The sequence below is a fragment of the Enterococcus sp. DIV0660C genome, from assembly GCF_017316125.1.
Lineage (GTDB): Bacteria > Bacillota > Bacilli > Lactobacillales > Enterococcaceae > Enterococcus_B.
In genome coordinates this window covers 41,126-68,007 of record NZ_JAFLWA010000008.1, presented here as the reverse complement: position 1 = coordinate 68,007, position 26,882 = coordinate 41,126, and the positions used below count along the sequence as shown (strand labels likewise).

Genomic DNA, 26,882 nt, shown 5'->3' with positions numbered 1-26,882 from the left:
ACTTAACCAAGAATGGTAAAAGAAAAAACTCGGAAGAGTTTGAGATTACTTCAAATCCAGTTTTGAGTGAGCAAAAGCAAACTCAATAAGATAACACCACAGTGTGGTGGCGATAGCGAGAAGGATACACCTGTAACCATGCCGAACACAGAAGTTAAGCTTCTTAGCGCCGATTGTAGTGAGGGGTTGCCCCTTGTGAGAGTAGGACGTCGCCACGCTGGTATTATTCCGGCATAGCTCAGTTGGTAGTAGCGCATGACTGTTAATCATGATGTCGTAGGTTCGAGTCCTACTGCCGGAGTACTAAAAAGAAGGAAGAAATCATTACGATTTCTTCCTTCTTTTTTGTTGTATTAGCTGATGAAGCAAGTGACTCGCTATATTTATTGATATGTGTTAGCATTTTTTTGGAAGAATAAGGAGGTTTTAAATAATGTATTTAAAAATTTCTACTGAAGCACAAGAACGATTACAAAAATATTTAGATGAAGAGGCAGTCGTGATTCTTGATCTCGATGATGGTGTAGGTGCGTATTCCAAAATGGGAGTTTGTTCATTAGACACTAGTTTTCGTCTATTAGTTTTAGATAAAGCACAAAAAAAAGAAGACTATCAATTAGTTTTGGATAGTGATGTTGGTGAGCTTTATGTGAAAGACTACTCCAAGATGTATATGGACGAGGCGATGACGTTGTCGCTTGATACACGACTAGGTGTATTCAAGTTATCGGGGCCCAGTGGTATGCTAGATAGCCATGTTCAATTAGTAGATCTTCGTCCTAATAAAATTGTGTAACTCGTTAATTAAATAAGAAAAACTCTCTTGTGTATAAAAATTGTATACACAAGAGAGTTTTTTAGTTCAGCGCCACTGCTGATAAGAATGTAGGTTCCTAGTCCAAAAAGGAGGACTGGCATGAGAAATACTTGATGTCACTGGAGTTCCTCTTTTATAAAAGAAAGATTGGCTAATTTAAAATTAGATAACACCAAGTAGCAATCATAAATATAAGAATAGTCCTCATTAAATCAATGAAAGAATACCAACTAGATAATGGAATATAAATTCCGATATTAATGGATTGTCATTAGCCAAAAGAATAACAGTTAAAAAATGTGGTCATAAGCTACCTGTTAATAGTTTTTCATCTTTGAAATCTGTATTGACAACTGAAGTTTCTTTCTTTCTTAATAAAAAAACAGCACAGATACGCTGTTTTAACAACGTATTGTGCTATTTAAGGAAGCCACTTGACGGGCTTGAACCGTCGACCCCCACCTTACCATGGTGGTGCTCTACCAGCTGAGCTAAAGCGGCATGAATATTTTCACAACTAATAGAATAGCGAAAATAATGAAATTTGTCAATCCTATTTATGGTGAAAAGTGGACGTAATAAATTAAAATACGTCAGTGAGAGTTGTATTTTCAGTAGTGCTTTATGAAGAATAAAAGAGATTGGTTTATTTAAAAAAAATGGAAAGAGCGATAATTTTTTTAGCTAAAAATATAAAAAAAAACAAAAAAAGTATTGCACGTGGTAAAATAAATTGCTATTATATTCTTGTACTTAATTCCGGCATAGCTCAGTTGGTAGTAGCGCATGACTGTTAATCATGATGTCGTAGGTTCGAGTCCTACTGCCGGAGTAAGAATAAAAAAACACAACTTTTTGGAGTTGTGTTTTTTTATTTTCCTTTGAATAGAGGATTGCTAGGAAAGTCTGTTTGGCAGATTGTAATTATTAGAGCAGAAGAGTAGAATGGTGATTATATCATGGATTTGGAAAGGATGATTGGATGTCAGCTATTACACCTGAGATGACAAAAAAGTTTGAGGAACAGTTTCTAGAAAATAATAAACAACAGGCGTTACAACGTACGGTTGTGAAAAATGGAATTTCTGCATCTGCAGAGAACATTTCTGCTCACGTTGCGAATACACCCGTATTTTCAATTGATCTAGCAACAGGGAATGTTGCGAATCAAAAGCAATCTGGACGCTGCTGGATGTTTGCAGCATTGAATACGTTCCGTCATAAAATGCTTACACAATTTCAACTAAAGGATTTTGAATTATCACAGAATTATACTTTTTTCTGGGATAAATATGAAAAAGCAAATTATTTCTATGAAAATGTTATTGCAACTGGTAAAGAAGACTTAACAAGTCGTAAAGTGGCTTTCTTGTTAGCAACACCACAACAAGATGGCGGGCAATGGGATATGATTGTTTCTTTATTCCAAAAATATGGAGTAGTACCTAAGTCTGTTGTGCCAGAAAGCGCAAATAGTTCTAATTCTCGCGACTTAAATAATTATTTGAATAAAATGCTGCGTAAAGATGCAGTTACTTTGCGTGAATTGGTTGCTAAAGGATCACCTGAAGCAGAAATACAAGCTAAGAAAGAAGCAATGCTTAAAGAAGTCTATCAATTTTTGGCGATTTCATTAGGTACACCACCAGAATCTTTTGATTTTGAATACCGTGATGAAGAAAAAAATTACCATATCGACCAAAACCTAACACCGAAAACTTTTTATGATAAATATGTGGGCGTGAATTTGGATGACTATGTCAGTATCATTAATGCACCAACTGAAGACAAGCCTTTTGACCGTTCATATACAGTTGAAATGTTAGGTAATGTCGTTGGTGGAAAAGAAGTTAAATATCTAAATGTGGATATGCCGACATTTAAAAAATTAGCGATTGCACAATTAGAACAAGGAGAATCTGTTTGGTTTGGCTGCGATGTAGGTCAATCTTCAACTAGAGATAGTGGGATCATGGCGTTAGATGCGTATGATATGAATGATTTATTCGATGTTGATTTTACAATGACTAAAGCAGAACGTTTAGATTTTGGTGAAAGTTTGATGACCCATGCAATGGTCTTAACTGGCGTTGATCTAGTAGACGACAAATCAACTAAATGGAAAGTTGAGAATAGTTGGGGAGAAAAAGTTGGAACAAAAGGTTTCTTTGTAATGAGTGATGAATGGATGGATGAGTATACTTATCAAATCGTTGTTCGAAAAGATTTATTAACGAAAGAACAACTTGAAGCATTCAATGCAGAACCAATTGTTTTAGCACCTTGGGATCCAATGGGCGCTTTAGCTTAATCCAATAAATATACAACCTGAATACTCAGTTATCAAGGACTCAAAATAATCCCGTTTAGATAAATCATTTATTTGATTTGCTCTGAACGGGGTTGTTTTGATTTGCTTTTCAATCGATGAACAACGTTTTTTTAATCAGCTATGCTATAATTTTTAATAACAGAAAGATTAAACGAGTGCTGTTGGCAACTGGGAAGTGAAAGGGCTGAGTTATTTAGGGGGAAAATAAGATGGAAATTCAATCCGTGCTAAAAGAATTAAATTTGACTGGGAAAGTTGTACCAATTGCTGGTGGTGATGTCAATCAGGCATATCGAATTGAAGAACAAACGAGAACTTATTTTCTGAAGATTCATCCAAAAGTCAAACGTCGTTTTTTTGAAGTAGAAGTGAATGGACTGAAAGAATTGGCACCTTATGTCCGAGTTCCTGAAACTTATTTATTAGGGGAAACATTCGATGGAGCTTACTTACTAATGGAATGGATCGAGCCTGGAAGTGGGAATCAGGCAGATTTAGGACGTGCCTTGGCAACAATTCATCAAGCAACGGCACCACAATTTGGTTTTTATGAAGATAATTATTTAGGTATTTTGGAACAAACGAATACTTTTGAAGAAAATTGGTGGACTTTTTTCTTTAAGAATCGCCTAGAAAAACAACTCACGATTGCAGAAACGAATAATCATTGGAATCACTGGCGACAAGAAAAATTTTTCCGATTCAAAGAATCTTTTTTACGTGATGTTGGGGAGCAAAAGATTATCCCAAGCCTCTTGCATGGCGACCTATGGAGTGGTAATGTTTTCTTTGACCAACAAGGACATCCGGTGTTGATTGACCCAGCTGTTTCATATGGTAATCGCGAGCAGGATATAGCAATGAGTCAGTTATTTGGAGGGCTCCGCCCTGAATTTTTAGCAGGCTATCAAGAACTAAATCCCCTGGATAAAGGCTGGAAGGAACGTTTACCCGTCTATCAGTTATATTATTTACTTGCTCACTTGAATATGTTTGGCGAAAGTTATGGCGCGCAAGTTGATCAATTATTAGTTTGAAAGTAAGAGGAGGATAATTTTTTGGCAAAGAAATATTCCAGAAAACATGAAGTAGCATATTACGAATGTGATATTAATCAAACGATGACTTTTCCTGCTATGCTAGGGATCGTTATCAAAACATCAGAGGATCAAAGTGATTCATTGGGGAGAAGTAGTGACTTTATCAAAAAATTTGGTTTGACATGGGTAATCACTAATTATTCGATGGAAATTACACGACTTCCACGAGTAGGTGAAATTGTCAATGTGACAACTCAAGCAATGGAGTATAATAAATATTTTTGTTATCGAAATTTCTGGATCCATGATGAGGCAGGAAATGAATTAGTAAAGATTGATTCTGTGTTTGTTTTGATGGACTTTGTGAACCGAAAGATGAGTAGTGTTAATGAAGAAATCATCGCACCTTTTGAAAGTGAAAAAATCAAAAAAATCAAAAGACAACCTAAAATCGAAAAAATTGAGGCAGGTTTCATGTTGCCTTATCGCGTTCGATTTTATGACATTGATAGCAATCAGCATGTGAATAATGCAATGTATTTTAACTGGATGATTGATGTTTTGGGACGTGATTTCTTAACAACACATGTACCAAAAAATGTTGTGGTTCGTTTTGACAAAGAGGTTGAGTATGGTCACGAAATCGAAAGTCATTTTGAACAAGTTTCTGTGGAAAATGGGGTTAAAACGAGACATGAAATTCGAATGCAGGATCAAATTTACTGCGAAGCGAATATCATATGGGAAAATAAATAATGAAAAAGAGGCTGGGGTATCTGTATGTTTTGTACTTCCCAACCTCTTTTTAGTTTGATTTCTTTAATTATGAATAAATGTAACTAGTTCTTTTCCGGAAAGACCATAGTTAAGTGCAATTAATAATTTTAATCGTGCTTTTTGACTATTGATGCTATCACAGAAAATCACGCCCATCTCTTCCAGTTCCTTGCCACCACCAGAGTAATCATAGACTGGTTCAGCAATTCCATTAAAACATCTTGAAACAAGAACTACTGGAATTTTTTGAATAAGTAGCTTTTTTAATGCAGCAAGTGTTTGTGGTGGAAGATTTCCTGCACCAAGAGCTTCAATGACTAAGCCATCGACTTTGGTGTGAGCCAATGCTTCAATCAATTCTCCATGCATTCCTGCATAGGCCTTTACAATAGGGATCACACCATCAACTGAGTCAATATCTAAGTGATGAGTAGGTAAGAGTTCTTGCATAAAAAGAATTCGATTCTTAGTAACTAAACCAATTGGGCCTAAGGTTGGTGTTCGAAAAGTGGCTACGTTCGTGGTATGTGTTTTAGTGACGTAGCGTGCGGAATGAATCTCATCATTCATCACGATCAGGACGCCTTTATCTTTTGCTTCAGCACAACTAGCCACTCGTATCGCACTTTCAAAATTATATAAGCCGTCACTACCAAGTTCATTACTAGAGCGCATCGCACCTGTTAAGACAATTGGAAGTTGTTCACCAATCGTTGTATCTAAAAAGAAAGCTGTTTCTTCTAATGTATCTGTTCCATGAGTGATGACAACACCTGTTACTCCAGTTTTGATTGCTTCCTGAATCCGATTTTTCAACATCAGCATATGATTTGGCATGATGTGTGGAGAGGGAAGATTAAAGATATCTTCAACTAATAATTCCACATTTTCAGGGATTTCGATTTCCGCATCCATTAATGGATTGGCAACATCGGGACTGACGCCACCGGTTAAAACATTTTCTTTCATGGCGATTGTTCCGCCAGTGTGTAGTACAAGAATTTTTTTCATTCGACGACTTCCTTACCAATAATTTTGCATAGAGTTTCAAGCTTATTGTATACTATATAAAAGAGTTTTGCTATCTATGAAAACAAGTGAGATTTGGTTGATTCTGTTGATAAAAAGACAAATAAAAGACTGTGCTTACGGTAGTGTTAGATAACTCAACTTATTTTCTGCTATTTTAGCAGGAAAATGCAGTTGAGTTTTTCATTTTTAGAAAACTTTTTTGTTAAAACAAATTAGGAGGGAAGTAGATGATCCGTATAGGTCTGACCTCGTTTAAAGAACATGACAAATTAACTGGTAAAAAAAATAATACCTTGTTTGAGTATGCAGCTTTCTTACCTCTTGTTGAATTAGACACTGCTTATTATGGAATTCCAAGAAAAACATCTGTTGAAAAATGGATTCAAGAAGTGCCTGATTCTTTTCGTTTTGTTGTAAAAGCTTATCAAGGCATTAGTGGTCAAGGAAACTGGCAAGATTATTATCAGTCTGAAGAAGAAATGATTGATAAATTTTTAGATGTAATGAAGCCGATGGTTGATGCTGGTAAATTATTTTGCTTTTTGATCCAATTTCCTGCTTCATTTAAATGTTCAAAAGAAAGTGTAGCGTATTTACGTAAGCTGCATGCTTGGTTCAAAGATTTGCCTGTCGCAATCGAATTGCGTGACTATTCTTGGTATAGCGAAAACTATTTAGAACGAACCCATGAATTTATGCGACGTGCACAATTTTCATTAGCAATCATTGATGAACCACAACTATTGAATGCAACGGTTCCTAGAGATTTGTTTGTCACGAACGAGACATTTACTTTGTTTCGTTTTCACGGTCGGAATGTGCAAGGGTGGCAAGCAAACGACGCAGATTGGCGAAAAAAGAGAACACTTTATCGTTATTCTGATAAAGAGCTAGAAGAATTAGCGCAAGAAATCATCAGTTTAAAGGATGAAACGCAGGAAATTGGGATTATTTTCAATAATAATTCTGGCGGAGATGCGGCTGAAAATGCGTTGATGTTACAACATATTTTGGGACTTGAACCAGAGGGTCTAAACCCAACCCAGATTGACTTATTCTAAGAAGGAGTCTAAGACAAATGATTAAAGCAATCTTTTTTGATATCGATGGGACACTTGTCAATAGTCATTCAAAAGTGCTTGCGTCAACAAAAAAGGCAATCCAAGAGGCTCAAAAGCAAGGAATTTTATGTGGAGTAGCTACGGGACGAAGCCCAGTACGATTAGAAGAAATGTTGGATGGATTGGACCTTGATATGTATGTGGTCTACAATGGACAACTCGTTTTTACAGCAAGAGAAACGATTGTCAGTCAACCGTTTACGCCAGCTGTTTTGCAAAAAATCGTTACTTTTTCAGATGAAAACCATCGACAAATTTTATTTGGAGGAAGAAGTCGATTAGAAGGATCATCAACGATGCTTCTTGCTCAATCAATGAATATCAAACGGTTAGTTGCTTTATTACCAAAAAAATTTCCAGTCCGTTTATTAAAAAAATTATTACAACTTTTTAGTCCTCATCGGCAAAAAGAACGTTACGAGGCTTTGCCAATTCTGAAGGAACCAGTTTATCAATGTATTTTATTGAGTGCAGAGTCGGAACAACAAAAATTAAGTAAAGTTTTCCCAGAGTGTACGTTTCAACGTTCCAATACTTACACAGTTGATATGATTCCTAAGGGCGGTTCCAAATTGTTAGGTATTCGAGCATTTGCCAAAGCAAAAGGCATCGAAATGTCAGAAATCATGGCTTTTGGTGATCATTTTAACGATGTGGAGATGTTAAAAGGTGTTGGTATTGGTGTCGCAATGGGAAATGGGCAACCAAGTGTAAAAGCAGTCGCAGATTATGTCACGCAAACAAACGATCAAGATGGCATCTTCACAGCACTTCAATACTTTGGAATCGGAACGTCAAAATAACCAGTTTATGATTCGTGTAAGGAGAGAACCAATATGTCAAAAAAAACGCCTTTTGAACAAGTCGAAGAATTTCATGCAATATTTGATCCAAGAAAACCAAAGCAACCTACACCATTTTCAGAACAAGAAGCGATTTATCGTGCAGGATTCAAAGCAGAAGAATTAGTTGAACTGATTGCTGCAACATCCAACGGGCAAAAGGAACAGCTCCATCAGGCTGTCCAAAAGCTCCATGAAGCGATCGACCAAGCAGAACAAAAAATGTTGAAAAAAGAACACTGGGGTCAGCAACCACTAATTGAACAGGTCGACGCACTAACAGATATCTTGTACTTTACTTACGGGTCATTTTCACTTTTGGGTGTTGATCCAACGAACATCTTCGATATCGTGCATCAAGCAAATATGGGGAAACTTTTTCCAGACCACAAACCGCATTACCATCCAGTGACCAATAAAGTACTGAAACCTGAAAATTGGGCGAAAGATTTTGCGCCTGAGCCGCGAATCAAACAAGAAATCACAAAGCAAATTGCGCAAGCACAACAAAAAAACATCGAGAAAAAGGAACTTGTTTCTGATTAAATTCAATTCAGAACGGAAATTAAATAACCAAAATTGTGTTATGTTTTCCTTAGACAAAAATGAAAGATTTTTTTCTAAGTTAGTGAATGCTCGAAAAGAGTGTGCTATAATCTAAGATAGATGTCTTTTTACACGAAAAATTACTATTGGTTTTTATGCGTGAAAGAATGTTATTTCGTGCGTAAAGAGATGCACATTGAAAACGGAGGAACCTTAAATGGGAAGTAATGTTATCATCGGAATCGTCACTGCAATTATTATTGTAGCCATCGTCGTTTTTCTGGTTGGTTATTTGCTAAAGAAAAAAAATCAAGACCGGTTGAATGCTTTGGAAAAACGCAAGGAAGAATTATTCGACTTGCCTGTGATAGAAGAAGTTGATGATGTAAAGAAGATGCATCTGGTTGGGCAAAGCCAAAATACTTTTCGTGAATGGAGTCAAAAATGGAACGACATATCTACCTCTTCATTTGCTGAGTTAGAAAGCCAAATTTTTGAAGTTGAGAACCTCAATGAAAGTTTCCGATTTTTAAAAGGCAAGAAAGCTGTCCTAGTTGCTGAAACTACTATGGATAAAATGGAAAAAGAAGTTACTGAAATCCGTGATGGTCTAAAAGAATTACGTGAAACGGAAGAACGGAACTCTCTAGCTGTACAACAAGCTTTAGATGTCTATGAAGAATTGAAGAAAAAAGTCAATGAGGACGAAACCGAGTACGGCCCGGCAATCGCTGAGTTGCGTAAACAAATTAAGACAATTGAAGATGAATTCACTAAATTTGTAACGTTAAATACATCTGGTGATCCTGTCGAAGCCCGTGAAGTTTTGGATAACGCTGAGAAGCGAACGTATGAAGTTGAAGCTTGGATGAAAAAAGTGCCACCTTTATTCGAAGACTTGAACACAACTTTCCCAGAACAAATCGAAGAGATCAACGACACTTATACAAAGCTTTTGAAGGAAGAGTATGTTTTCCCAGAAGAAGATTTTGCGAACGATATTGCGCGTGTGAACAAACGAATTGAAAGTTCACTTGCGAATCTCGAAAAAACAGAGGTTGAAACGGTTGAAATCGAAAATCGTGAAACAGCTGATTTGATCGATTCGTTATATGATGTATTAGAAAGAGAAATGGAAGCAAAAGCATATGTGATGAAAAACCAAGCAACAATTGATGAATATATCACACATGCGACAAAAAACAATCGTCAATTATTGATTGAATTGGATCATACTTCTCAAAGCTATGCACTAAATCATAACGAAATTGGTCGAGTACGTGGTTTCCAATCTGAAGTGGAAGAAATCGAGCGTCAAAATGCGCAGATGACACCACAAATTGAGAACCATGAGATTCCATATTCTGAAGTACGGACTTTTTATAAGAATGTTTTCAAAGTATTGGAAGATATCGAAAGTCAACAAATTGAAATCGATGACTCATTACATGAATTACGAAAAGGTGAAAAGATTGCGCAAGAAAAAATTGATGTCTTTGAATTTAAATTGCGTAGTTTGAAACGTTTCGTTGAAAAACAACGTTTGCCAGGCTTACCAAAAGATTATCTAGAGTTTTTCTATGTAGCAACTGACCGAATTGAAGAATTAAGTGTTGTGTTGAATAAAATCAGAATCAACATGGAAGAAGTCAATCGTTTAGTTGATCTTTGTGAAGAAGATTTGGAATTACTAGATAAGAAAACCCATGACTTAGTAGATGCTGCTGCATTGACTGAACAAATGTTGCAATATGCAAATCGTTACCGTCATACTCATGCAGAAATCAAAGAAGCGATTGATAAGAGTCTTTATTTATTCAATAAAGAAAATCAATATCAAGAAGCTTTGGATGAAATCGGCACAGCACTCGAACGCGTGGAACCAGGAGCATTTAAGCGAATTGAAGATTTTTACTTCAATAATCCTGACTTAGTTTAGTCAGTTGATGCTTGATTTGCAGAATCAACAATGAATAAAGAAAAGAAAGTGGGAAAGTGATCCCACTTTCTTTTTTTGTCTATTTTGTGGAAGAACAGGATCTTTGAAATTTTTCTGCGAAACAACTACATTTAGTCGATTTTTTCATTATTTTTCGGAGTTGACCGCTTAGGGCCATAATCTTGTCTACGGTGTTTCCTAAGCAGTTTTTTCAGCAATAAGTTCTCTTTTCATAAAAATATGAGCAGCTATTTTTAGAAAAGCATTTTTATTGCTTGAAGCTAACCGTTTAGAGCCACATCAACTTACAAAAAAGAATTGTTGAAAGCATATAGGACAACCGTTATAATAGAAAAGAATTTCAAAAAAGAGGGGTTTCTTATGATATATTTTGACAATAGCGCGACAACCCCAATTTTTCCGCAAAGTTTAGATGCCTATGTAAAGACAAGTCAGCGGATTATTGGGAATCCATCAAGTTTACATGACTTGGGCAACCAAGCCAATCGTTTATTACAACAGGCAAGAAAGCAGATTGCTGAGCTTATTGGCGCAACTGCAGAAGAAATTTATTTTACCTCTGGTGGGACAGAAGGCGATAATTGGATCTTGAAAGGTACAGTGATTGAGAAACGTGAATACGGTAATCATTTGATTATTTCTGGAATCGAACATCCTGCAGTGAGCGAAACCGCCGAACAATTAAAAGAACTAGGGATAGAAGTCAGTATTGCACCTGTGGATAAAAATGGTTTCGTGATTGTAGAAGAGCTGAAGAAATTAGTTCGCAAAGAAACCATTTTGATTTCAATTATGGGTGTTAATAATGAAGTTGGTTCTATTCAACCAATTCAAGAAATCAGTGAATTTTTAGCAGACTATCCAAAAATCCATTTTCATGTTGATGCCGTGCAAGCAATTGGAAAGGTTCCAACTGACCAATGGCTGACCGAACGTGTTGATTTTGCAACATTTTCTGCGCATAAATTTCATGGACCTCGTGGAATTGGTTTCATCTACTGGAAAAAAGGGCGTCGTTTAGCACCTTTACTAACTGGTGGAGGGCAAGAAAACAATCAACGAAGTGGAACGGAGAATGTTCCTGCAATTGTCGCAATGGCAAAAGCATTACGCCTTTCTTTAGATACAAAAGCAAGAAAACCTGAGCATACAAAAAATCTTAAAACGGCATTGATCGGCGCGTTGAAAACATACGATAAGGTGACGATTTTTTCTGAAGGAGAAAATTATGCGCCGCATATTTTATGTTTTTCATTAAAAGGAATTCGTGGTGAAGTGCTCGTACATGCGTTGGAAGAAAAACAAATCTTTATTTCAACAACGAGTGCTTGTTCTTCTCGTAAACACATGGCTAGCAGTACGTTACATGCGATGCATGTGCCTCATGACTTAGCGACATCTGCTGTCCGGATTAGTTTAGATGAAAGTAATTCAATGGCTGAAGTAGAACAGTTTATGATTATTTTTAAACAACTGTATCAAAAGTTCTCAGCTATTAATTAAATGAAGGAGTGTTTCGGTGAAATATAGTGAAATTATGGTTCGCTACGGCGAGCTATCGACGAAAGGAAAAAATCGCAAAACGTTTATTATGCAATTAGCACAAAATGTGCGTCAAGCGTTAAAAGAGTTCCCAGAAATCAAAATTCATGCAGACCGTGATCGTATGCATTTATTGTTAAATGGTGCAGATGGACATTTGGTTATACCAAAATTGGCAAAAATTTTTGGTATTCAAAATTTTTCACCAAGTATTCGTGTAGAAAAAGATGTTCAAGTCTTAAAAGATAGTGTTCAAGCAATCATGAAAGAAGTTTATACGGGGGAGCAAACATTTAAAATTATTGCCAAACGTAGTGATCATGATTTTGAATTAACTAGTAATGAATTGAACCAAACACTGGGGAATGCTGTATTTGATATTTTTCCAGAAATCAACGTTCAAATGAAAAAGCCAGATATTCCATTACGTGTGGAAATTCGTCGCGATGGTGCCTACCTTTCTTATGAGACAATCAAAGGTGCGGGTGGCTTACCTGTTGGCACGAGTGGAAAAGGGATGTTGATGTTATCTGGTGGGATTGATTCACCTGTTGCAGGCTATTATGCGATGAAACGTGGTGTTGAAATTGAAGCTGTCCATTTTGCTAGTCCACCTTATACAAGCGAGCAAGCATTACAAAAAGCCAAAGATTTAACTGCCAAGTTAGCACCATATGTGGGAACGATTCAGTTTATTGAAGTACCATTTACAGAAATACAAGAAGAAATTAAAAAATCAGTCCCACAAGGATACTGGATGACAATTACCCGCCGGATGATGTTACGATTAACAGATGAAATTCGTCGTATTCGTCATGGATTGGTTATTTTAAATGGCGAATCATTAGGCCAAGTGGCTTCTCAAACATTGCAAAGTATGGTTGCAATCAATGAAGTGACGAATACACCGATTATTCGTCCTGTGGCAACAATGGACAAACTAGAAATTATTGAAGTTGCTGAAAAAATCGATACATTTGAGTTATCTATTCAACCATTTGAAGACTGCTGTACTATATTTGCACCACCACAGCCAAAAACGCGACCAAATTTGGATAAAGTTCATCAGTATGAAGAACGCTTAGCGATTGATGAAATGATTGAGCGTGCGTTGGTAGGGCTGAAAATCGAGGCAATTCGTGTAGATGCTATTCAGGAACAAGAAGAGGAATTTGCTGATTTGTTGTAAAAGGTTGTGAAAGAAGTGTTCAGCTCTGATAAGATAGCGGGCAGGTATTCAAAATAACTTTTCATATTTTGAGATGACTGAAAGCTATATGGAGGAGTTGTTTTGAGAACACTGTAGACAAGGTTGTGGCTCTAAGCGGTTAGCTTCAAGCAATAAGAATGCTTTTCTAAAAATAGGCTTCTCATAGTTTTATGAAAAGAGAACTTATTGCCGAAGAAGCTATTTGAGAAATGCCAAAGTACCAAATAATTAATTGAATTAGTTAGAAAAGCAAAGGATAATTTTTATTGTTCTTTGCTTTTTTCATTGACATGAATGCTTGTTCCAACGTTTCAAACATGATACACTAAATATGTGAAAATATGAACAAGGAGCTTTGAACATGCGAGAGTTGAAAAAATCTGAAACGTTACCAAAAGCAACAGCAAAACGTTTACCGTTATACTTACGTTACTTAAAGATGTTGGATGATTCAGGAATCGTTCGCATCAAATCAAAAGAATTTAGTGAGATTACGCAAGTACCGCCTGCAACGATTCGAAGAGATTTTTCACATCTTGGTGAGTTGGGAAGAAGTGGTTATGGGTATGATGTTCCTTTCCTGATCGAAGTTTTTAATAGTATTTTAAATACCCGGGAAGAAAAAAGAATCGCGTTAGTGGGTTATGGAAATTTAGGTAAAGCTTTACGACATAACAATTTTCGCCGAAATGATAATTTAAATATTGTTTGTGTGTTTGATAATGATCCTGAACTGATTGGCAGAGAAATAGATGGCTTGACGATCTACCCAATTGAACGTTTTGCTGAAATCTCAAAAGAAATGCAAGTCAGCGTAGCGATCTCTACCGTACCTAGCAAGTATTCACAGTCAGCTGTTGATGAAATTGTCAAAAGTGAAGTTACAGCTATCTTAAACTTTGCACCTGACCGAGTGATTGTGCCGGAGCATGTCAATGTTCAGTACATTGATTTAACGACAGAACTACAAACACTGATTTATTTTGACGAAAATTATTCGACTGTTTTCTCTTAAACGTTGACTAAAAATAAAGTGTAGTTGACACATAAAAAAAAGGAATGTAGAATGAATCATGACGTTGAACAAGAGGAGTAACTAGTGATTTATTTTTAGAGAGAGAGCGAGTAGCTGAAACGTTCTTAATAATAGCTGGTGAAGGTAGCTTGGAAGTCTTTGTCTTGAAGCTCATTGTGTTAGTCAATGAAGGAGTAGGGATAAACGAGTCGTGATCGTTAACTCACTTGAGAGGTAGTAGCAAAACTTGCTAGTACAAATTAGGTGGTACCGCGTAAATTATACGTCCTAAAATACGAAAGTATTTTAGGACTTTTTTTATTTTAAAGGAGGAAACAGGATGACGGAAGAAAAAAATTTATCAACAAAATATAATCCGCAAGAAGTTGAAGCTGGCCGCTATCAAAACTGGTTGGATCAAGATTTATTCAAACCAAGTGGCGACAAGAAAGCGAAACCCTACTCAATTGTTATCCCACCACCAAATGTAACTGGTAAATTACATTTAGGTCATGCTTGGGACACAACATTACAAGATATGTTGATTCGCCAAAAGAGAATGCAAGGTTTCGATACATTATGGTTACCAGGAATGGACCATGCAGGTATTGCCACTCAAGCAAAAGTAGAAGAAAAACTTCGTGAACAAGGAATTTCTCGTTATGATTTAGGTCGTGAAAAATTTATCGACCAAGTTTGGGATTGGAAAGAAGAATATGCTAGCCATATTCGTGAACAATGGGCAACAATGGGCTTGTCTTTAGACTATAGCCGTGAACGTTTTACTTTAGATGATGGGTTATCAGAAGCTGTCCGTAAAGTTTTTGTGACTTTATATGAAAAAAATCTGATTTATCGTGGTGAGTACATCATCAACTGGGATCCACAAGCTCGAACAGCATTATCCGATATTGAAGTAATCCACAAGGACATCGAAGGTGCATTTTACCATATGAGCTATGAACTAGCAGATGGTTCTGGCATCGTTGAGATTGCAACGACGCGTCCAGAAACAATGCTTGGGGATACCGCAGTGGCTGTTCACCCAGATGACGAACGTTATCAAGATTTGATTGGCAAAAAAGTTATCTTACCATTAGTCAACAAAGAAATTCCAGTTGTTGCAGATACGTATGTTGATATGGAATTTGGAACAGGTGTTGTTAAAATTACGCCAGCACATGACCCAAATGACTTCGAGGTTGGTAATCGTCATGACTTACCTCGCGTCAATGTAATGAATGAAGACGGAACAATGAATGAATTAGCTGGAAAATATGCTGGTATGGACCGTTTTGAAGCAAGAAAAGCAGTTGTCGATGACTTAAAAGAAATCGGTCGTTTAATCAAAATCGATACTATGACGCATAGTGTCGGTCATTCTGAACGTACAGGAGTTGTTGTGGAACCTCGCTTATCCACCCAATGGTTTGTTAAAATGCAACCACTTGCTCAAAAAGCAATAGAAAATCAAGAGACAGATAACGCGGTGGAATTTTTCCCACCACGTTTTGACCAAACCTTCTTACGTTGGATGGACAATGTGCACGACTGGGTTATCTCTCGTCAATTATGGTGGGGACATCAAATTCCTGCTTGGTATCATAAAGAAACTGGCGAAATGTATGTTGGAATGGAAGCTCCTGCAGATAGCGAAAACTGGGTGCAAGATCCAGATGTTTTAGATACATGGTTCAGCTCTGCATTATGGCCGTTTTCAACAATGGGCTGGCCGGATACAGACAGCGAAGATTATAAACGTTATTTCCCAACAAGCACATTGGTGACTGGCTACGATATTATTTTCTTCTGGGTTAGTCGAATGATTTTCCAAAGTCTCGAATTCACTGGGGAACGACCATTTGATAACGTCTTGATTCATGGATTGATCCGTGCAGAAGATGGTCGTAAGATGAGTAAATCGTTGGGTAATGGAATTGATCCAATGGAAGTAATTGAAAAATATGGTGCTGACGCACTTCGCTGGTTCTTATCAAATGGTTCTGCACCAGGACAAGATATGCGTTTCAGTTATGAAAAAATGGACGCAGCTTGGAACTTTATCAATAAAATTTGGAATGCTTCACGTTTTGTTATCATGAATGTGGAAGGCATGACAGTTAAAGACATTGATCTAACTGGTGAAAAATCAGTTGCTGATCGTTGGATCTTGACACGTCTAAATGAAACAGTTGCTAAAGTAACAGATTTATTTGACCACTTTGAGTTTGGTGAAGCAGGTCGCCAATTGTATAACTTCATTTGGGATGATTTTTGTGATTGGTATATTGAAATGAGTAAAGAAGTTCTTTACGGCGATGATGTGGATTCAAAACAAACGACTCGTAGTATCTTAATCCACACACTAGATCAAATTTTACGTCTGTTACATCCAATCATGCCATTTGTAACGGAAGAAATTTGGCAACATATCCCACATGAAGGGACTTCATTAGTTGTGGCGGAATATCCTGTTGTTCGTCCAGAATTTGATGATGAAACAGCTTCAAAAGGAATGGAAGTCCTAAAAGAGTTGATTCGTGCAGTACGTAATATTCGTTCAGAAGTGAATACACCGTTATCAAAACCAATCACTTTATTGATTAAGACGACTGATCCAAAAATTGATCAATTCTTGGTTGAAAATACCAATTATATTGAACGTTTCTGTAATCCGGAAGAATTAGTTATTTCCAGTGAGATTACTGCACCAGATTTAGCAATGTCGGCCGTCTTAACAGGGGCTGAAATTTTCTTACCATTGGCTGGATTGATCAATATTGAAGAAGAAATCAAACGTCTTGAAAAAGAATTAGCTAAATGGACAGGTGAGGTAAAACGAGTTCAAGGAAAACTTAGCAATGAACGTTTTGTATCTAATGCACCAGATGATGTTGTTGAGGCAGAACGTGCCAAAGAAAAAGATTATTTAGAAAAACAAGCAGCTGTGAAGGATCGTATTGAAAGTTTGCGTACGATTGGCTAAACCGTGAAAAAGAATGATGTTAAAAATGAAGATTCAAGAAGAGAGAAGACCAGAAATTTTTGGTCTTCTTTTTTTGAAGGATAACCAAGAAATCTTTTAACTTTTTATCAGAAGCTCCTATAATAGAAGGAAGAAAATGATTTTGAATGATTTTTCAGTTTTCTTTAAGTGGAACTCTTCTTTCATTCTTTCTTTTTGCTATAATGAAAGAGAAATGGGGGCATTGTTGATGACAATTGAAGAAGCAATTGCTTGGATCCATAGTCGATTACCTTTTGGCTCACGTCCAGGTTTAGATCGCGTAAACGCATTATTGGAAGTCGTTGATCACCCAGAAAAAAAAATCAAAACAATTCATATTGCTGGGACCAATGGCAAGGGTTCAACTGTAACGTACTTGCGTTGTTTGTTAGAAGAAGCGGGATTAACAGTAGGAACCTTTACCTCGCCTTATATTGAAACATTTAATGAACGAATTTCGATCAATGGCAAAGAAATTCCTGATGAAGAATTGATCCAATTAGTGGAAAAATATCAGCCCTTGGTTGAACATCTTGATAAATTTGAAGTAGTTGCTGGCATTACGGAATTTGAGACTTTGACGGCAATGGCATTTGATTATTTTTTAGAAAAACAAGTGGATATTGCAATTATTGAAGTCGGCTTGGGCGGCTTACTGGATTCAACCAATGTTGTTGAGCCAATATTGACAGCAATCACGACGATTGGACTGGATCACACCGAGATTCTTGGCAAAACACTAGAAGAAATTGCAGCACAAAAAGCAGGAATCATTAAGCAAGGTGTGCCTGTTGTAACAGGAAAAATCGAATCAAATGCACTGGAAGTAATTAATAAGATAGCCAAAAATAAAAATGCAAAACATTATTTATTTGATGAAGACTATCAAGTGTCTTATCAACATCCAGCTAAAAATTGGGGTGAGATTTTTGACTTTTATAATGAAACTGGGAAAATGGTCGGTCTAAGCACAAGTATGTTGGGGCAGCATCAAGTAGAAAACGCAGGTGTTGCTATTGAATTGTATGCTCTTTATTGCCAAATGGAAAAGTTACCATTTCGCGAAAAAGAAGTCAAAAATGGATTGAAACAAGCGTACTGGCCTGGCAGAATGGAACGATTAAGCAAAGAACCATTAGTTATTTTAGATGGCGCACATAATACGCATGCAATGAAACGATTAGTTCAAAATATGAAAAAAGAGTTTTCTGGCTATCGAATCAACATTTTGTTTTCGGCATTGACTACGAAAAATGTAAATAGTATGTTACAGCAATTACAGGAAATCCCTAACGCCCATATTTATCTCACTACATTTGAGTATCCGAAAGCAATCGAATTAGATCAAGTAGCAGATTTAGCCAATCAAAAAGTATCGATCGTTTCACTTTGGCAATTTGGATTAGCTGAAATTTTAGAAAAAATGACAGACGAAGATGTATTGTTAGTAACAGGTTCTCTTTACTTTATTTCAGAAGTTCGTAAACTATTAGTTGAATTAGGAGGAAATGATGAAGGTTAATGCAGTGATTTTTGACATGGATGGCTTGTTGTTTGATACAGAAATGGTTTATTATGAGGCAACTCAAATGGTAGCCGATCAAATGGGGTTCCCGTATGATAAAGAGTTTTATTTACGGTTTTTGGGTGTTTCAGATGAAGAAGTCTGGGCAAATTATCATGAGATTTTTGCTGAGTATGGACGAGAAACAGTTCAGCGATTTATTGACGAGTCTTTCCAAGAAACACTCACTCGTTTTGCCTCAGGCAACGTTCAACTAAAACCGGGTGTAATGGAGCTACTGGATTTCTTGGATGAACAGGAAATTCCTAAAGTAGTTGCTTCTAGCAATCAGCGAAAAGTGATCGAACTCTTGTTAGAAAAAAATAATTTATTGACTCGCTTTGATACGATCGTTTCTGCTGAAAATGTGAAACGCGCAAAGCCAGATCCAGAAATCTTTTTATTAGCACAACAAAAGTTAGGAACCGCTAAAGAAAATACGTTGATTTTAGAAGATTCACAAAATGGGATTTTAGCAGCAGAAGCAGCAGAAATACCTGTCATTATGGTACCTGATTTACTGGAGCCATCTGCTGAACTTGCAGACAAAACAGTTGCTGTAGTCTCTTCGTTACATGAAATTCCAACATTTATTTAATAGAAAATGCCTCTTTTTTCGTAGCTTATAGTGAACGGAATAGGAGGTTTTTTTATGGGGAAACGGTTGATGAAAGAAGTACCAACAACATCACTTCCAAGAGAACGAATGGAGTCTTACGGTGTAGAGGCATTATCGGATCAAGAATTACTAGCGATTTTGTTGCGCACAGGACAACATCCTTATAATGTAATGGATATTGCAGGTGAGGTTTTGAAGAAGTTTGCTAATTTAACTGCTTTACGTCAAGCTTCTTTAACTGAGTTGCGGGAGATTCGAGGAATCGGTCGAGTGAAAGCATTAGAAATTTGTGCATTGATCGAGTTGGGTCAACGAATCCAAGCAGAGGCCCGTCCAGCAAGTACACTCGTACGCTCAAGTTATGAACTTGCGCAACAGTTGATTATGGAAATGCGTGATTTTCAACAAGAACATTTAGTCTGTATTTACTTGGATACCCAGAATCAAATTATTTTGAAGAAAACGTTGTTTATTGGTTCTTTGAATCAGTCAATTGCTCATCCACGAGAAATTTTTCATTTTGCCGTAAGAGTTTCGGCAGCAAAAATTATCTTGGCGCATAATCATCCATCTGGCAATGTTATCCCATCTAAGCAAGATTTACATTTTACTAAACGAATGAGAGAGTGCGGAGAGTTGATGGGGATCGAAGTATTAGATCATTTGATTATTGGTACGAAACAATATTTGAGTTTGAGAGAAGAAGGCTTACTTGAAGAAGAGTAAGTGACATTCTTGCAAAAAAAACAGAGCAAGTGTACAATTATAGTGTAATTTTGTTTGGGAATAGAAGTTAGACATTTGTTCACCTCTATCGTACACGAGCAATGTTACAAAATAATAAGTGCTCTTATGCACGAGGAGGCTATTATATAATGGAACATGGAACAGTTAAATGGTTTAATGCTGAAAAAGGATTTGGCTTCATTTCACGTGAAGACGGAAGCGACGTATTTGTTCACTTCTCAGCAATCCAAGGCGACGGATTCAAAACATTAGAAGAAGGTCAAGCTGTCACTTTTGATGTAGAAGATTCAGATCGCGGACCTCAAGCTACAAACGTTGAGAAAGCTTAATTTACTCAATATCCAAAAGGCAGTAACTGCACTTGATGTGGTTACTGTCTTTTTTATCTATACTTAATAGGGAATCACTACGGAAGACAAGAGCGTCTTTTATTAAGAGAAAAACTCCTAATGAAACAAAAGAATAATTATAAATAGATATATTCAGAAATAGCTAAACAATTTGAAAGTCACAAACTAATTTCTGATCTTTCTGATAGTTGAGTCATTTTGAAAACAAAAAAACACCGTGTTACCTCATTATCAAATGCAGCAACAGCGGTGTTTTGTTCTTATTTATTTTGTGGGAATAGTCCAAAGATTATTCATCCACATCAGGAGTCATAATCATCGGTAAAATCATTGGATGTCTTTCTGTACGATCAAACAAGAAAGGTTGTAATGCACTAGTCATTGCTTCTTTTAGTTTATGCTCTGAGCAATCAGGTGCGTTCAAGCATTCTCTTAAGGCGTGGAATAAAATTCGTTGTGCTTCGTTGATCATCTCACCAGATTCCCGCATATAAACGAAGCCGCGTGATAAGATATCTGGACCAGCCAAAATTTCTTTTTTCTTGATATCAACTGTAGCAACAGCTAATACAAGTCCTTCTTGAGATAAGGTGTGGCGATCACGCAAGACAACATTACCGATATCACCGATTCCGCTACCGTCAATATAGACATCGCCAGAAATAAAGTGTCCAGCTGGTCGAGCAGAGTCTGCAGTTAATGCTAAGACATCACCATTTTCCATAATAAAACAGTTTTCAGCAGGAACACCTACATCTTGTGCTAAGGAAGCATGGATTTTTAACATTCGAAATTCACCATGAACGGGAATGAAATATTTTGGCTTGATTAAACGCAACATCAATTTTTGTTCTTCTTGGCCACCATGACCAGAAGTGTGGATGTTGTTGATTTTTCCGTGAATAACTTCAGCACCAGCTTCGGACAGTAAATTGATCAAGTGATTGACACTTGTTGTATTTCCTGGAATTGGTGAGCTTGAAAAAATCACGGTATCATCTGGTTGGATTTGAATCTGACGGTGAGTTCCATTCGCGATACGACTAAGAGCAGCCATTGGTTCACCTTGAGAACCAGTACATAAAATCATTGTTTCGTTTGCAGGCAAACGATTGATCTCATGCGCATCGACAAATGTACCCTCAGGAACGTTGATGTAGCCTAGACGTTGGCCATTAACGATTGCATTTTCCATACTACGACCAAAGACCGCAATTTTTCGTCCAGTTGCAACTGCGGCATCTGCGGCTTGTTGTAAACGAAAGATATTTGAAGCAAAGCTGGCAAAAATAATACGTCCTTCAATTTTCTCAAAGATTTTTAAAATTGACATGCCAATCGTTTTTTCTGACTTCGTAAAAGTTGGTATTTCAGCATTTGTACTATCAGATAGTAAACATAGAACGCCTTCTTCACCAATACGTGCCATCTTGTGCAAGTTAGCTGGTTCGCCAACGGGGGTAAAATCAAATTTGAAGTCACCTGTTGCAACGATATTTCCTGATGGTGTTTTAACCACAACACCTAAAGCATCTGGAATACTATGGGTTGTACGGAAAAAGCTAACGGATGTTTTTCTAAAACGGATAACCGTATCTTCATTGATTTCGTGAAGCTCAGCATCACGAAGCAAGCCATGTTCATCCAATTTATTTGTGATCAAAGCTAATGCAAGAGGCCCAGCGTAAATAGGAATATTTACTTGCTTCAAAAGATAAGGAATACCACCGATATGATCTTCATGTCCGTGAGTGATCACAAGGGCCTTTACTTTGTGTATGTTTTGAACGATGTAGCTGTAGTCAGGAATCACATAGTCAATTCCAAGTAAATCATCTTCTGGGAATTTAATTCCAGCATCAATAAGGATGATTTCATCTTGAAATTGTACCCCATACGTGTTTTTCCCGATTTCACCTAATCCACCAATTGCAAAGACGCCTGTCTCATTATTTTTGATGGAAAGTTTCATCTTAAAACTCCACTAAAGTAAATTGAACGTTCTCTTTTTCGTATTCTAGGTGATTTCCTTCTAGAAGTTGAACGAACTCAATATTGTATGGGGTATTTTCTTCGACGCGTTGTCGTGCTTCGACATCATCTTTCGCATCAATGTAAAGAACTTGTGTTTCTTCCCGTTTTGGGTTACGGATTTTTGATTCTTGATAGTAAACTTTGTAAATCATTTATTTTGTCTCCTTTATCTGCATATGCAGGAATTTAGCTAGTTGATTTTTTAGACAACACAAAACGAGTGGGCAAGCCACCTGAATTTTGATATGCTTTGACTCAAATTAATTATTTGGATCAAAGAGACAAGCCTCGCTTTGCTTGTTCTGTTCGGAATTTTTTTCAACCGTACCTTTGTATAAAAAATTATACAATAATTACTTGTTATTCTAGCACAAATTGGGGAATAAGTATAGAAATCAACAACAGAGTCTTAAAAAAATGTTGGGGATTTATTTCCAATATTTTTTTGAACGAGAAGTGTTCTAATAAGGATTTTAGTGTGCTATCATGGGTTTTAATGGCAAAAAAATGAAATTTTTAAAAGGGAGATGAGAAAGTGAAGTTAATGTGGCACTACACAATGAGGTATAAGAAATTTTTACTTTTCAATTTTATTTGTGTATTTGGATTTATCCTCATTGAATTAGGTTTACCAACAATTTTGGCACGAATGATCGACTTTGGGATATTACAAGATGATTTTGATTACGTTAAACAACAAGGAATCGTCATGATCGTGATTACCGTCATCGGAATTATTTTAAATATTCTTTTAGGCTATTTTGGCTCAAGAATCACGACAAATATCGTTGCGGATATTCGCGATGACTTATTTGAAAAAATTCAAAGTTATTCGCATCAAGAGTATGAAAATTTAGGTGTTTCTTCTTTGATTACGCGTACAACGAATGATGCGTATCAAATCATGCTGTTTTTACAAAATATTTTACGAATTGGTTTTATGACACCGATGATGTTTGCAGTTAGTTTATATATGGTTGTTCGGACAAGTGCAAGATTAGGGCTTTATGTAGTTGGTGCGCTCCCTTTCTTACTACTTGCTGTGATAGCAATTGCAAAAGTTTCTGAACCATTATCCAAAAAGCAACAAAAAAACTTAGATAAAATCAACAGCATATTAAGAGAAAATTTATCTGGTCTGCGTGTCATTCGCGCTTTTGTGAATGAAAAATTTGAAGAAAAACGCTTTGGCGAAGTTAATGAAAATTATGCTTCAAGCTCAAAAAGTTTATTTCGTTTGATGGCAGTCGCGCAACCAGGTTTTTATTTCTTATTTAATATTGTCATGGTTTTGATTATTTGGAGTGGGACACTACAAATTGATGCCGGAGCATTAAAAGTCGGGGACTTGATTGCATTTATCGAATATATTTTTCATGCACTCTTCTCATTTATGCTTTTTGCAAGTGTCTTTATGATGTATCCAAGAGCAGCTGTTTCGGCTTCACGTATCCAAGAAGCCTTAGATGCACAGCCTGAGATCTCAGAAAATCCTGACGGGGTTTCAGAAACAAAGACAAAAGGATTTGTTGAGTTTAAGGATGTAACATTTGCTTATCCTGGTCATGCACAAGAACCAGTCATTCGCAATGTGAGTTTTACCGCATCACCCGGTGAGACGGTTGCATTTATCGGAAGTACGGGGAGTGGTAAGTCAACTTTGATCCAATTGATCCCGCGTTTTTATGACGTGAGTGAAGGGGAAATTTTGATTGATGGTGTAGATGTACGCGACTATCGTTTAAGTGCTTTACGTGACAAAATCGGTTTTATTCCGCAAAAAGCATTACTGTTCACTGGAACTATTGCAGAAAATCTTCGTTACGGAAAAGAAGATGCGACAGATGAAGAAATGAAAGCAGCAGCAGATATTGCACAAGCGACTGACTTTATTTCTCGTAAACCAGATGGATTTAATGAACATCTTTCAGAAGGGGGTTCAAACTTTTCTGGTGGTCAAAAGCAACGGTTAGCCATTGCCCGCGCAATTATCCGCCGACCAGAAATTTATATTTTTGACGATAGTTTCTCTGCTTTGGATTACCAAACAGATGCAAAACTTCGTGCTCGCTTGAAGAAAGAAACAACGGAATCAACTGTTTTGATTGTGGCACAACGTGTTGGAACGATTATGCACGCAGACAAAATCGTTGTGCTGAACGAAGGGGAAGTTGTGGGAATGGGTACGCACCGTGAATTACTGGAAACTTGCCCAATCTATTACGATATTGCCGCCTCTCAACTATCGAAGGAGGAATTAGCATGAAACAGACATTTTCTTCTTTAAAAAGACTGGCACATTATATTAATCCGTATAAAACAACTTTTATTTTGGTCCTTTTATTTACGGTCTTAACGGTTGCTTTCAATGCAGCCCTTCCTTACGTGACAGGGTTGCCAACAACGGAAATCAGTCGAAATTTAGCAAATAATGAACCAATCAACTTTTCTTATATTATCCAATGCTTGATTTGGATCACGATTGTCGGAATCGGTTACTGTGTTTCACAATTGTTGTCAGGGGTGCTGATGACGAATGTGGTGCAAAGTGCAATGCAAGATTTGCGTCGTGATATTGAAGAAAAGATCAATCGTTTGCCAGTATCTTATTTTGATAAAAATCAACAAGGAAATATTTTATCTCGGGTAACAAATGATGTGGATGCTGTGAGTGGCGCATTACAACAAGCGTTTATTGGCATTGTTAATGCCATACTTGCAATTGCAATGGCTGCAGTAATGATGTTTTACATTCAACCAATCATGGCACTCATCTCGATGATCATGATTCCAGCTTCTATTTGGATTTCTAAAAAAATTGTGAATGTATCGCAAAAAGATTTCCAAAATATGCAAAATTCACTTGGTGATTTGAATGGATATGTCCAAGAAAATATGACAGGATTTACTGTTTTAAAAGTTTATGGACGTGAAAAACAAACGCTAGACGGTTTTAAAGCTGTTAACCATCAATTAAAGTACTTTGGTTTTAAAGCGGCATTTATTTCTGGTTTAATGATGCCATTAGTTCAATTGACTGCTTATGCAACGTATATTGGCATGGCTGTCATGGGAAGTTTTTATGTTATCACTGGTGTGATCGTTGTAGGGCAACTTCAAGCGTTTATTCAATACATTTGGCAAATCAGTCAACCGATGGGAAATATCACACAACTTTCTTCTGTGCTACAGAGTGCTTCTGCAGCAACAAAACGAGTATTTGAAATTCTTGATGAGGCAGAAGAACCATTGAATGAAGTCGACGCGACTTTACCTGAAATTGTTGAAGGTGCGGTCACGTTTGAACATGTTGACTTTGCTTACGATCCAAGTAAACCGTTGATCCAAGACTTGAATTTTGAAGTCCAAGCAGGACAAATGGTGGCTGTAGTTGGGCCAACTGGTGCAGGGAAAACGACTTTGATCAATTTATTGATGCGTTTTTATGATGTCAACAGTGGTGCAATCAAAATTGATGGCATTGACACCAAATCCTTAAGTCGAAGCGATGTTCGATCGCTATTTGGCATGGTATTACAAGATGCTTGGTTGTACGAAGGAACTATTGCAGACAACATTCGTTTTGGGAAGTTAGATGCCACTGATTATGAAGTCGTCGACGCGGCAAAGACAGCGAACGTCGATCACTTTATTCGCACGATGCCAGACGGATACGACATGGAAATCAATGCTGAAGGTGACAATGTTTCTCTTGGTCAAAAGCAGTTATTAACGATTGCCCGTGCAGTGATTTCTGATCCTAAGATTTTGATTTTGGATGAGGCAACAAGTTCAGTTGATACACGTCTTGAAGCTCTGATTCAAAAGGCAATGGATCGTGTCATGGAAGGGCGCACAAGTTTTGTGATCGCGCACCGATTATCGACGATTCGTGAGGCAGATTTGATTTTAGTAATGGATCAAGGATCAATTATTGAAAAAGGAACGCATGAAAGTTTACTTGCACAAGGTGGTTTTTATGAGAAACTTTACAACAGCCAATTTGCTGAAGAAGTCGAGTAACAGTTAACTGGTTAATCGGGAAATTATTCTTCAATGCGAAATTTTTGTTTTTCCAAAAACTTGGTGATACAGTTAAAGTATCAAGAAGAAACGGAGATGGAAAACATGGAACAATTTCTAAATAAACAAATCGCTGAAGCTAAAAAAGAAATCGACCGTTTAACAACACGCCGACAAGAAGAATTAGGTAATTCAATCAATTTTATCGAAAACGAAGTGCAAATCGAGCGTTTACTCGCACAAGTTGAAGCTTATGAAGTTGTCTTAGAACAACTATAGGATTCAACTCAAGTGTAAGGTTGTA

The 26,882-nt window shown here is 36.9% G+C and carries 22 protein-coding genes, 3 tRNA genes, 1 rRNA gene and 1 other annotated feature; of the genes, 22 read left to right on the top strand and 4 right to left on the bottom strand.

What is annotated here, in order from left to right; translation table 11 throughout:
• The first annotated feature begins 102 nt into the window (after nucleotides 1–102).
• The 3 genes from rrf to DOK81_RS01920 all read left to right on the top strand — a co-directional run bounded on the left by rrf (nucleotide 103) and on the right by DOK81_RS01920 (nucleotide 796).
• Nucleotides 103–218: ribosomal RNA gene (gene rrf, locus DOK81_RS01930) — 5S ribosomal RNA — on the top strand.
• Nucleotides 219–227: 9 nt separating this feature from the next.
• Nucleotides 228–301 (top strand) — tRNA-Asn (locus tag DOK81_RS01925).
• Between the two features lie 132 nt (nucleotides 302–433).
• A complete protein-coding gene (locus tag DOK81_RS01920; protein ID WP_206907586.1) occupies nucleotides 434–796 on the top strand; it encodes an iron-sulfur cluster biosynthesis family protein in 363 nt (120 codons plus the stop codon).
• A 449-nt stretch (nucleotides 797–1,245) separates the two neighbouring features.
• Here the strand turns inward: DOK81_RS01920 and DOK81_RS01915 are convergent.
• Nucleotides 1,246–1,318, bottom strand: a tRNA-Thr gene (locus DOK81_RS01915).
• Between the two features lie 257 nt (nucleotides 1,319–1,575).
• Here DOK81_RS01915 and DOK81_RS01910 point away from each other — a divergent pair.
• From DOK81_RS01910 to DOK81_RS01895, 4 genes are all read left to right on the top strand, one after another.
• Nucleotides 1,576–1,649 (top strand) — tRNA-Asn (locus tag DOK81_RS01910).
• 150 nt (nucleotides 1,650–1,799) lie between these two features.
• Nucleotides 1,800–3,128: a C1 family peptidase gene (locus tag DOK81_RS01905; protein WP_206907584.1), complete on the top strand. Its 1,329-nt coding sequence runs from the start codon at nucleotides 1,800–1,802 to the stop codon at nucleotides 3,126–3,128.
• A gap of 230 nt (nucleotides 3,129–3,358) precedes the next feature.
• Nucleotides 3,359–4,186: a fructosamine kinase family protein gene (locus tag DOK81_RS01900; RefSeq protein ID WP_206907582.1), complete on the top strand. Its 828-nt coding sequence runs from the start codon at nucleotides 3,359–3,361 to the stop codon at nucleotides 4,184–4,186.
• A gap of 21 nt (nucleotides 4,187–4,207) precedes the next feature.
• Entirely contained in the window at nucleotides 4,208–4,945 is a 738-nt protein-coding gene (locus DOK81_RS01895; RefSeq protein ID WP_206907580.1) for an acyl-ACP thioesterase domain-containing protein, read from the top strand.
• Between the two features lie 63 nt (nucleotides 4,946–5,008).
• Here the strand turns inward: DOK81_RS01895 and DOK81_RS01890 are convergent, their stop codons facing one another.
• Nucleotides 5,009–5,977, bottom strand: coding sequence for an asparaginase (locus DOK81_RS01890; RefSeq protein ID WP_206907578.1), 969 nt, complete (start codon nucleotides 5,975–5,977; stop codon nucleotides 5,009–5,011).
• Between the two features lie 248 nt (nucleotides 5,978–6,225).
• On the opposite strand from DOK81_RS01890, the gene DOK81_RS01885 reads away from it, so the two are divergent.
• The 12 genes from DOK81_RS01885 to DOK81_RS01830 all read left to right on the top strand — a co-directional run bounded on the left by DOK81_RS01885 (nucleotide 6,226) and on the right by DOK81_RS01830 (nucleotide 20,500).
• Nucleotides 6,226–7,059 (top strand): DUF72 domain-containing protein, encoded by an 834-nt coding sequence (locus DOK81_RS01885; protein ID WP_206907577.1) that lies wholly within the window; start codon nucleotides 6,226–6,228, stop codon nucleotides 7,057–7,059.
• Between the two features lie 17 nt (nucleotides 7,060–7,076).
• Nucleotides 7,077–7,922, top strand: coding sequence for a Cof-type HAD-IIB family hydrolase (locus tag DOK81_RS01880; RefSeq protein WP_206907575.1), 846 nt, complete (start codon nucleotides 7,077–7,079; stop codon nucleotides 7,920–7,922).
• Between the two features lie 33 nt (nucleotides 7,923–7,955).
• Nucleotides 7,956–8,507: an HAD family hydrolase gene (locus tag DOK81_RS01875; protein WP_206907574.1), complete on the top strand. Its 552-nt coding sequence runs from the start codon at nucleotides 7,956–7,958 to the stop codon at nucleotides 8,505–8,507.
• Between the two features lie 217 nt (nucleotides 8,508–8,724).
• Nucleotides 8,725–10,446, top strand: a complete 1,722-nt coding sequence (locus tag DOK81_RS01870; protein ID WP_206907572.1) for a septation ring formation regulator EzrA — start codon at nucleotides 8,725–8,727, stop codon at nucleotides 10,444–10,446.
• A 381-nt stretch (nucleotides 10,447–10,827) separates the two neighbouring features.
• Nucleotides 10,828–11,970 (top strand): cysteine desulfurase family protein, encoded by a 1,143-nt coding sequence (locus DOK81_RS01865; RefSeq protein ID WP_206907570.1) that lies wholly within the window; start codon nucleotides 10,828–10,830, stop codon nucleotides 11,968–11,970.
• 16 nt (nucleotides 11,971–11,986) lie between these two features.
• The gene (gene thiI / locus DOK81_RS01860; protein ID WP_206907568.1) at nucleotides 11,987–13,198 is read left to right on the top strand and encodes a tRNA uracil 4-sulfurtransferase ThiI; all 1,212 of its coding nucleotides are present in this window, start codon (nucleotides 11,987–11,989) and stop codon (nucleotides 13,196–13,198) included.
• A 382-nt stretch (nucleotides 13,199–13,580) separates the two neighbouring features.
• Nucleotides 13,581–14,234 (top strand): redox-sensing transcriptional repressor Rex, encoded by a 654-nt coding sequence (locus DOK81_RS01855; RefSeq protein WP_206899588.1) that lies wholly within the window; start codon nucleotides 13,581–13,583, stop codon nucleotides 14,232–14,234.
• A gap of 55 nt (nucleotides 14,235–14,289) precedes the next feature.
• Nucleotides 14,290–14,528: a binding site (T-box leader), on the top strand.
• A 46-nt stretch (nucleotides 14,529–14,574) separates the two neighbouring features.
• Nucleotides 14,575–17,220 carry a valine--tRNA ligase gene (locus tag DOK81_RS01850; RefSeq protein ID WP_206907566.1) on the top strand — a complete coding sequence of 882 codons (2,646 nt, stop codon included), beginning with the start codon at nucleotides 14,575–14,577 and terminating at the stop codon, nucleotides 17,218–17,220.
• A gap of 229 nt (nucleotides 17,221–17,449) precedes the next feature.
• Nucleotides 17,450–18,763, top strand: coding sequence for a folylpolyglutamate synthase/dihydrofolate synthase family protein (locus tag DOK81_RS01845; RefSeq protein WP_206907593.1), 1,314 nt, complete (start codon nucleotides 17,450–17,452; stop codon nucleotides 18,761–18,763).
• The gene (locus DOK81_RS01840; RefSeq protein ID WP_206907557.1) at nucleotides 18,753–19,403 is read left to right on the top strand and encodes an HAD family phosphatase; all 651 of its coding nucleotides are present in this window, start codon (nucleotides 18,753–18,755) and stop codon (nucleotides 19,401–19,403) included. The genes DOK81_RS01845 and DOK81_RS01840 overlap by 11 nt, the downstream gene beginning before the upstream one ends.
• A gap of 54 nt (nucleotides 19,404–19,457) precedes the next feature.
• Nucleotides 19,458–20,150: a DNA repair protein RadC gene (radC, locus tag DOK81_RS01835; protein WP_206907555.1), complete on the top strand. Its 693-nt coding sequence runs from the start codon at nucleotides 19,458–19,460 to the stop codon at nucleotides 20,148–20,150.
• Nucleotides 20,151–20,299: 149 nt separating this feature from the next.
• Complete coding sequence (locus DOK81_RS01830) at nucleotides 20,300–20,500, top strand: cold-shock protein (protein WP_067480248.1); 201 nt, start codon at nucleotides 20,300–20,302, stop codon at nucleotides 20,498–20,500.
• 310 nt (nucleotides 20,501–20,810) lie between these two features.
• On the opposite strand, the gene DOK81_RS01825 is transcribed toward DOK81_RS01830, so the two are convergent.
• Both DOK81_RS01825 and DOK81_RS01820 read right to left on the bottom strand, forming a co-directional pair.
• Nucleotides 20,811–22,493 carry a ribonuclease J gene (locus tag DOK81_RS01825; RefSeq protein WP_206907553.1) on the bottom strand — a complete coding sequence of 561 codons (1,683 nt, stop codon included), beginning with the start codon at nucleotides 22,491–22,493 and terminating at the stop codon, nucleotides 20,811–20,813.
• Nucleotide 22,494: 1 nt separating this feature from the next.
• Nucleotides 22,495–22,707 carry a DNA-directed RNA polymerase subunit epsilon gene (locus tag DOK81_RS01820; RefSeq protein ID WP_067480254.1) on the bottom strand — a complete coding sequence of 71 codons (213 nt, stop codon included), beginning with the start codon at nucleotides 22,705–22,707 and terminating at the stop codon, nucleotides 22,495–22,497.
• Between the two features lie 383 nt (nucleotides 22,708–23,090).
• Here DOK81_RS01820 and efrA point away from each other — a divergent pair, with 383 nt between their 5' ends.
• From efrA to DOK81_RS01805, 3 genes are all read left to right on the top strand, one after another.
• A complete protein-coding gene (gene efrA / locus DOK81_RS01815) occupies nucleotides 23,091–24,821 on the top strand; it encodes a multidrug efflux ABC transporter subunit EfrA (protein ID WP_206907551.1) in 1,731 nt (576 codons plus the stop codon).
• Nucleotides 24,818–26,578, top strand: a complete 1,761-nt coding sequence (gene efrB / locus DOK81_RS01810) for a multidrug efflux ABC transporter subunit EfrB (RefSeq protein ID WP_206907549.1) — start codon at nucleotides 24,818–24,820, stop codon at nucleotides 26,576–26,578. The genes efrA and efrB overlap by 4 nt, the downstream gene beginning before the upstream one ends.
• A 96-nt stretch (nucleotides 26,579–26,674) precedes the next feature.
• Complete coding sequence (locus DOK81_RS01805; protein ID WP_206899713.1) at nucleotides 26,675–26,857, top strand: hypothetical protein; 183 nt, start codon at nucleotides 26,675–26,677, stop codon at nucleotides 26,855–26,857.
• Nucleotides 26,858–26,882 lie beyond the last annotated feature (25 nt).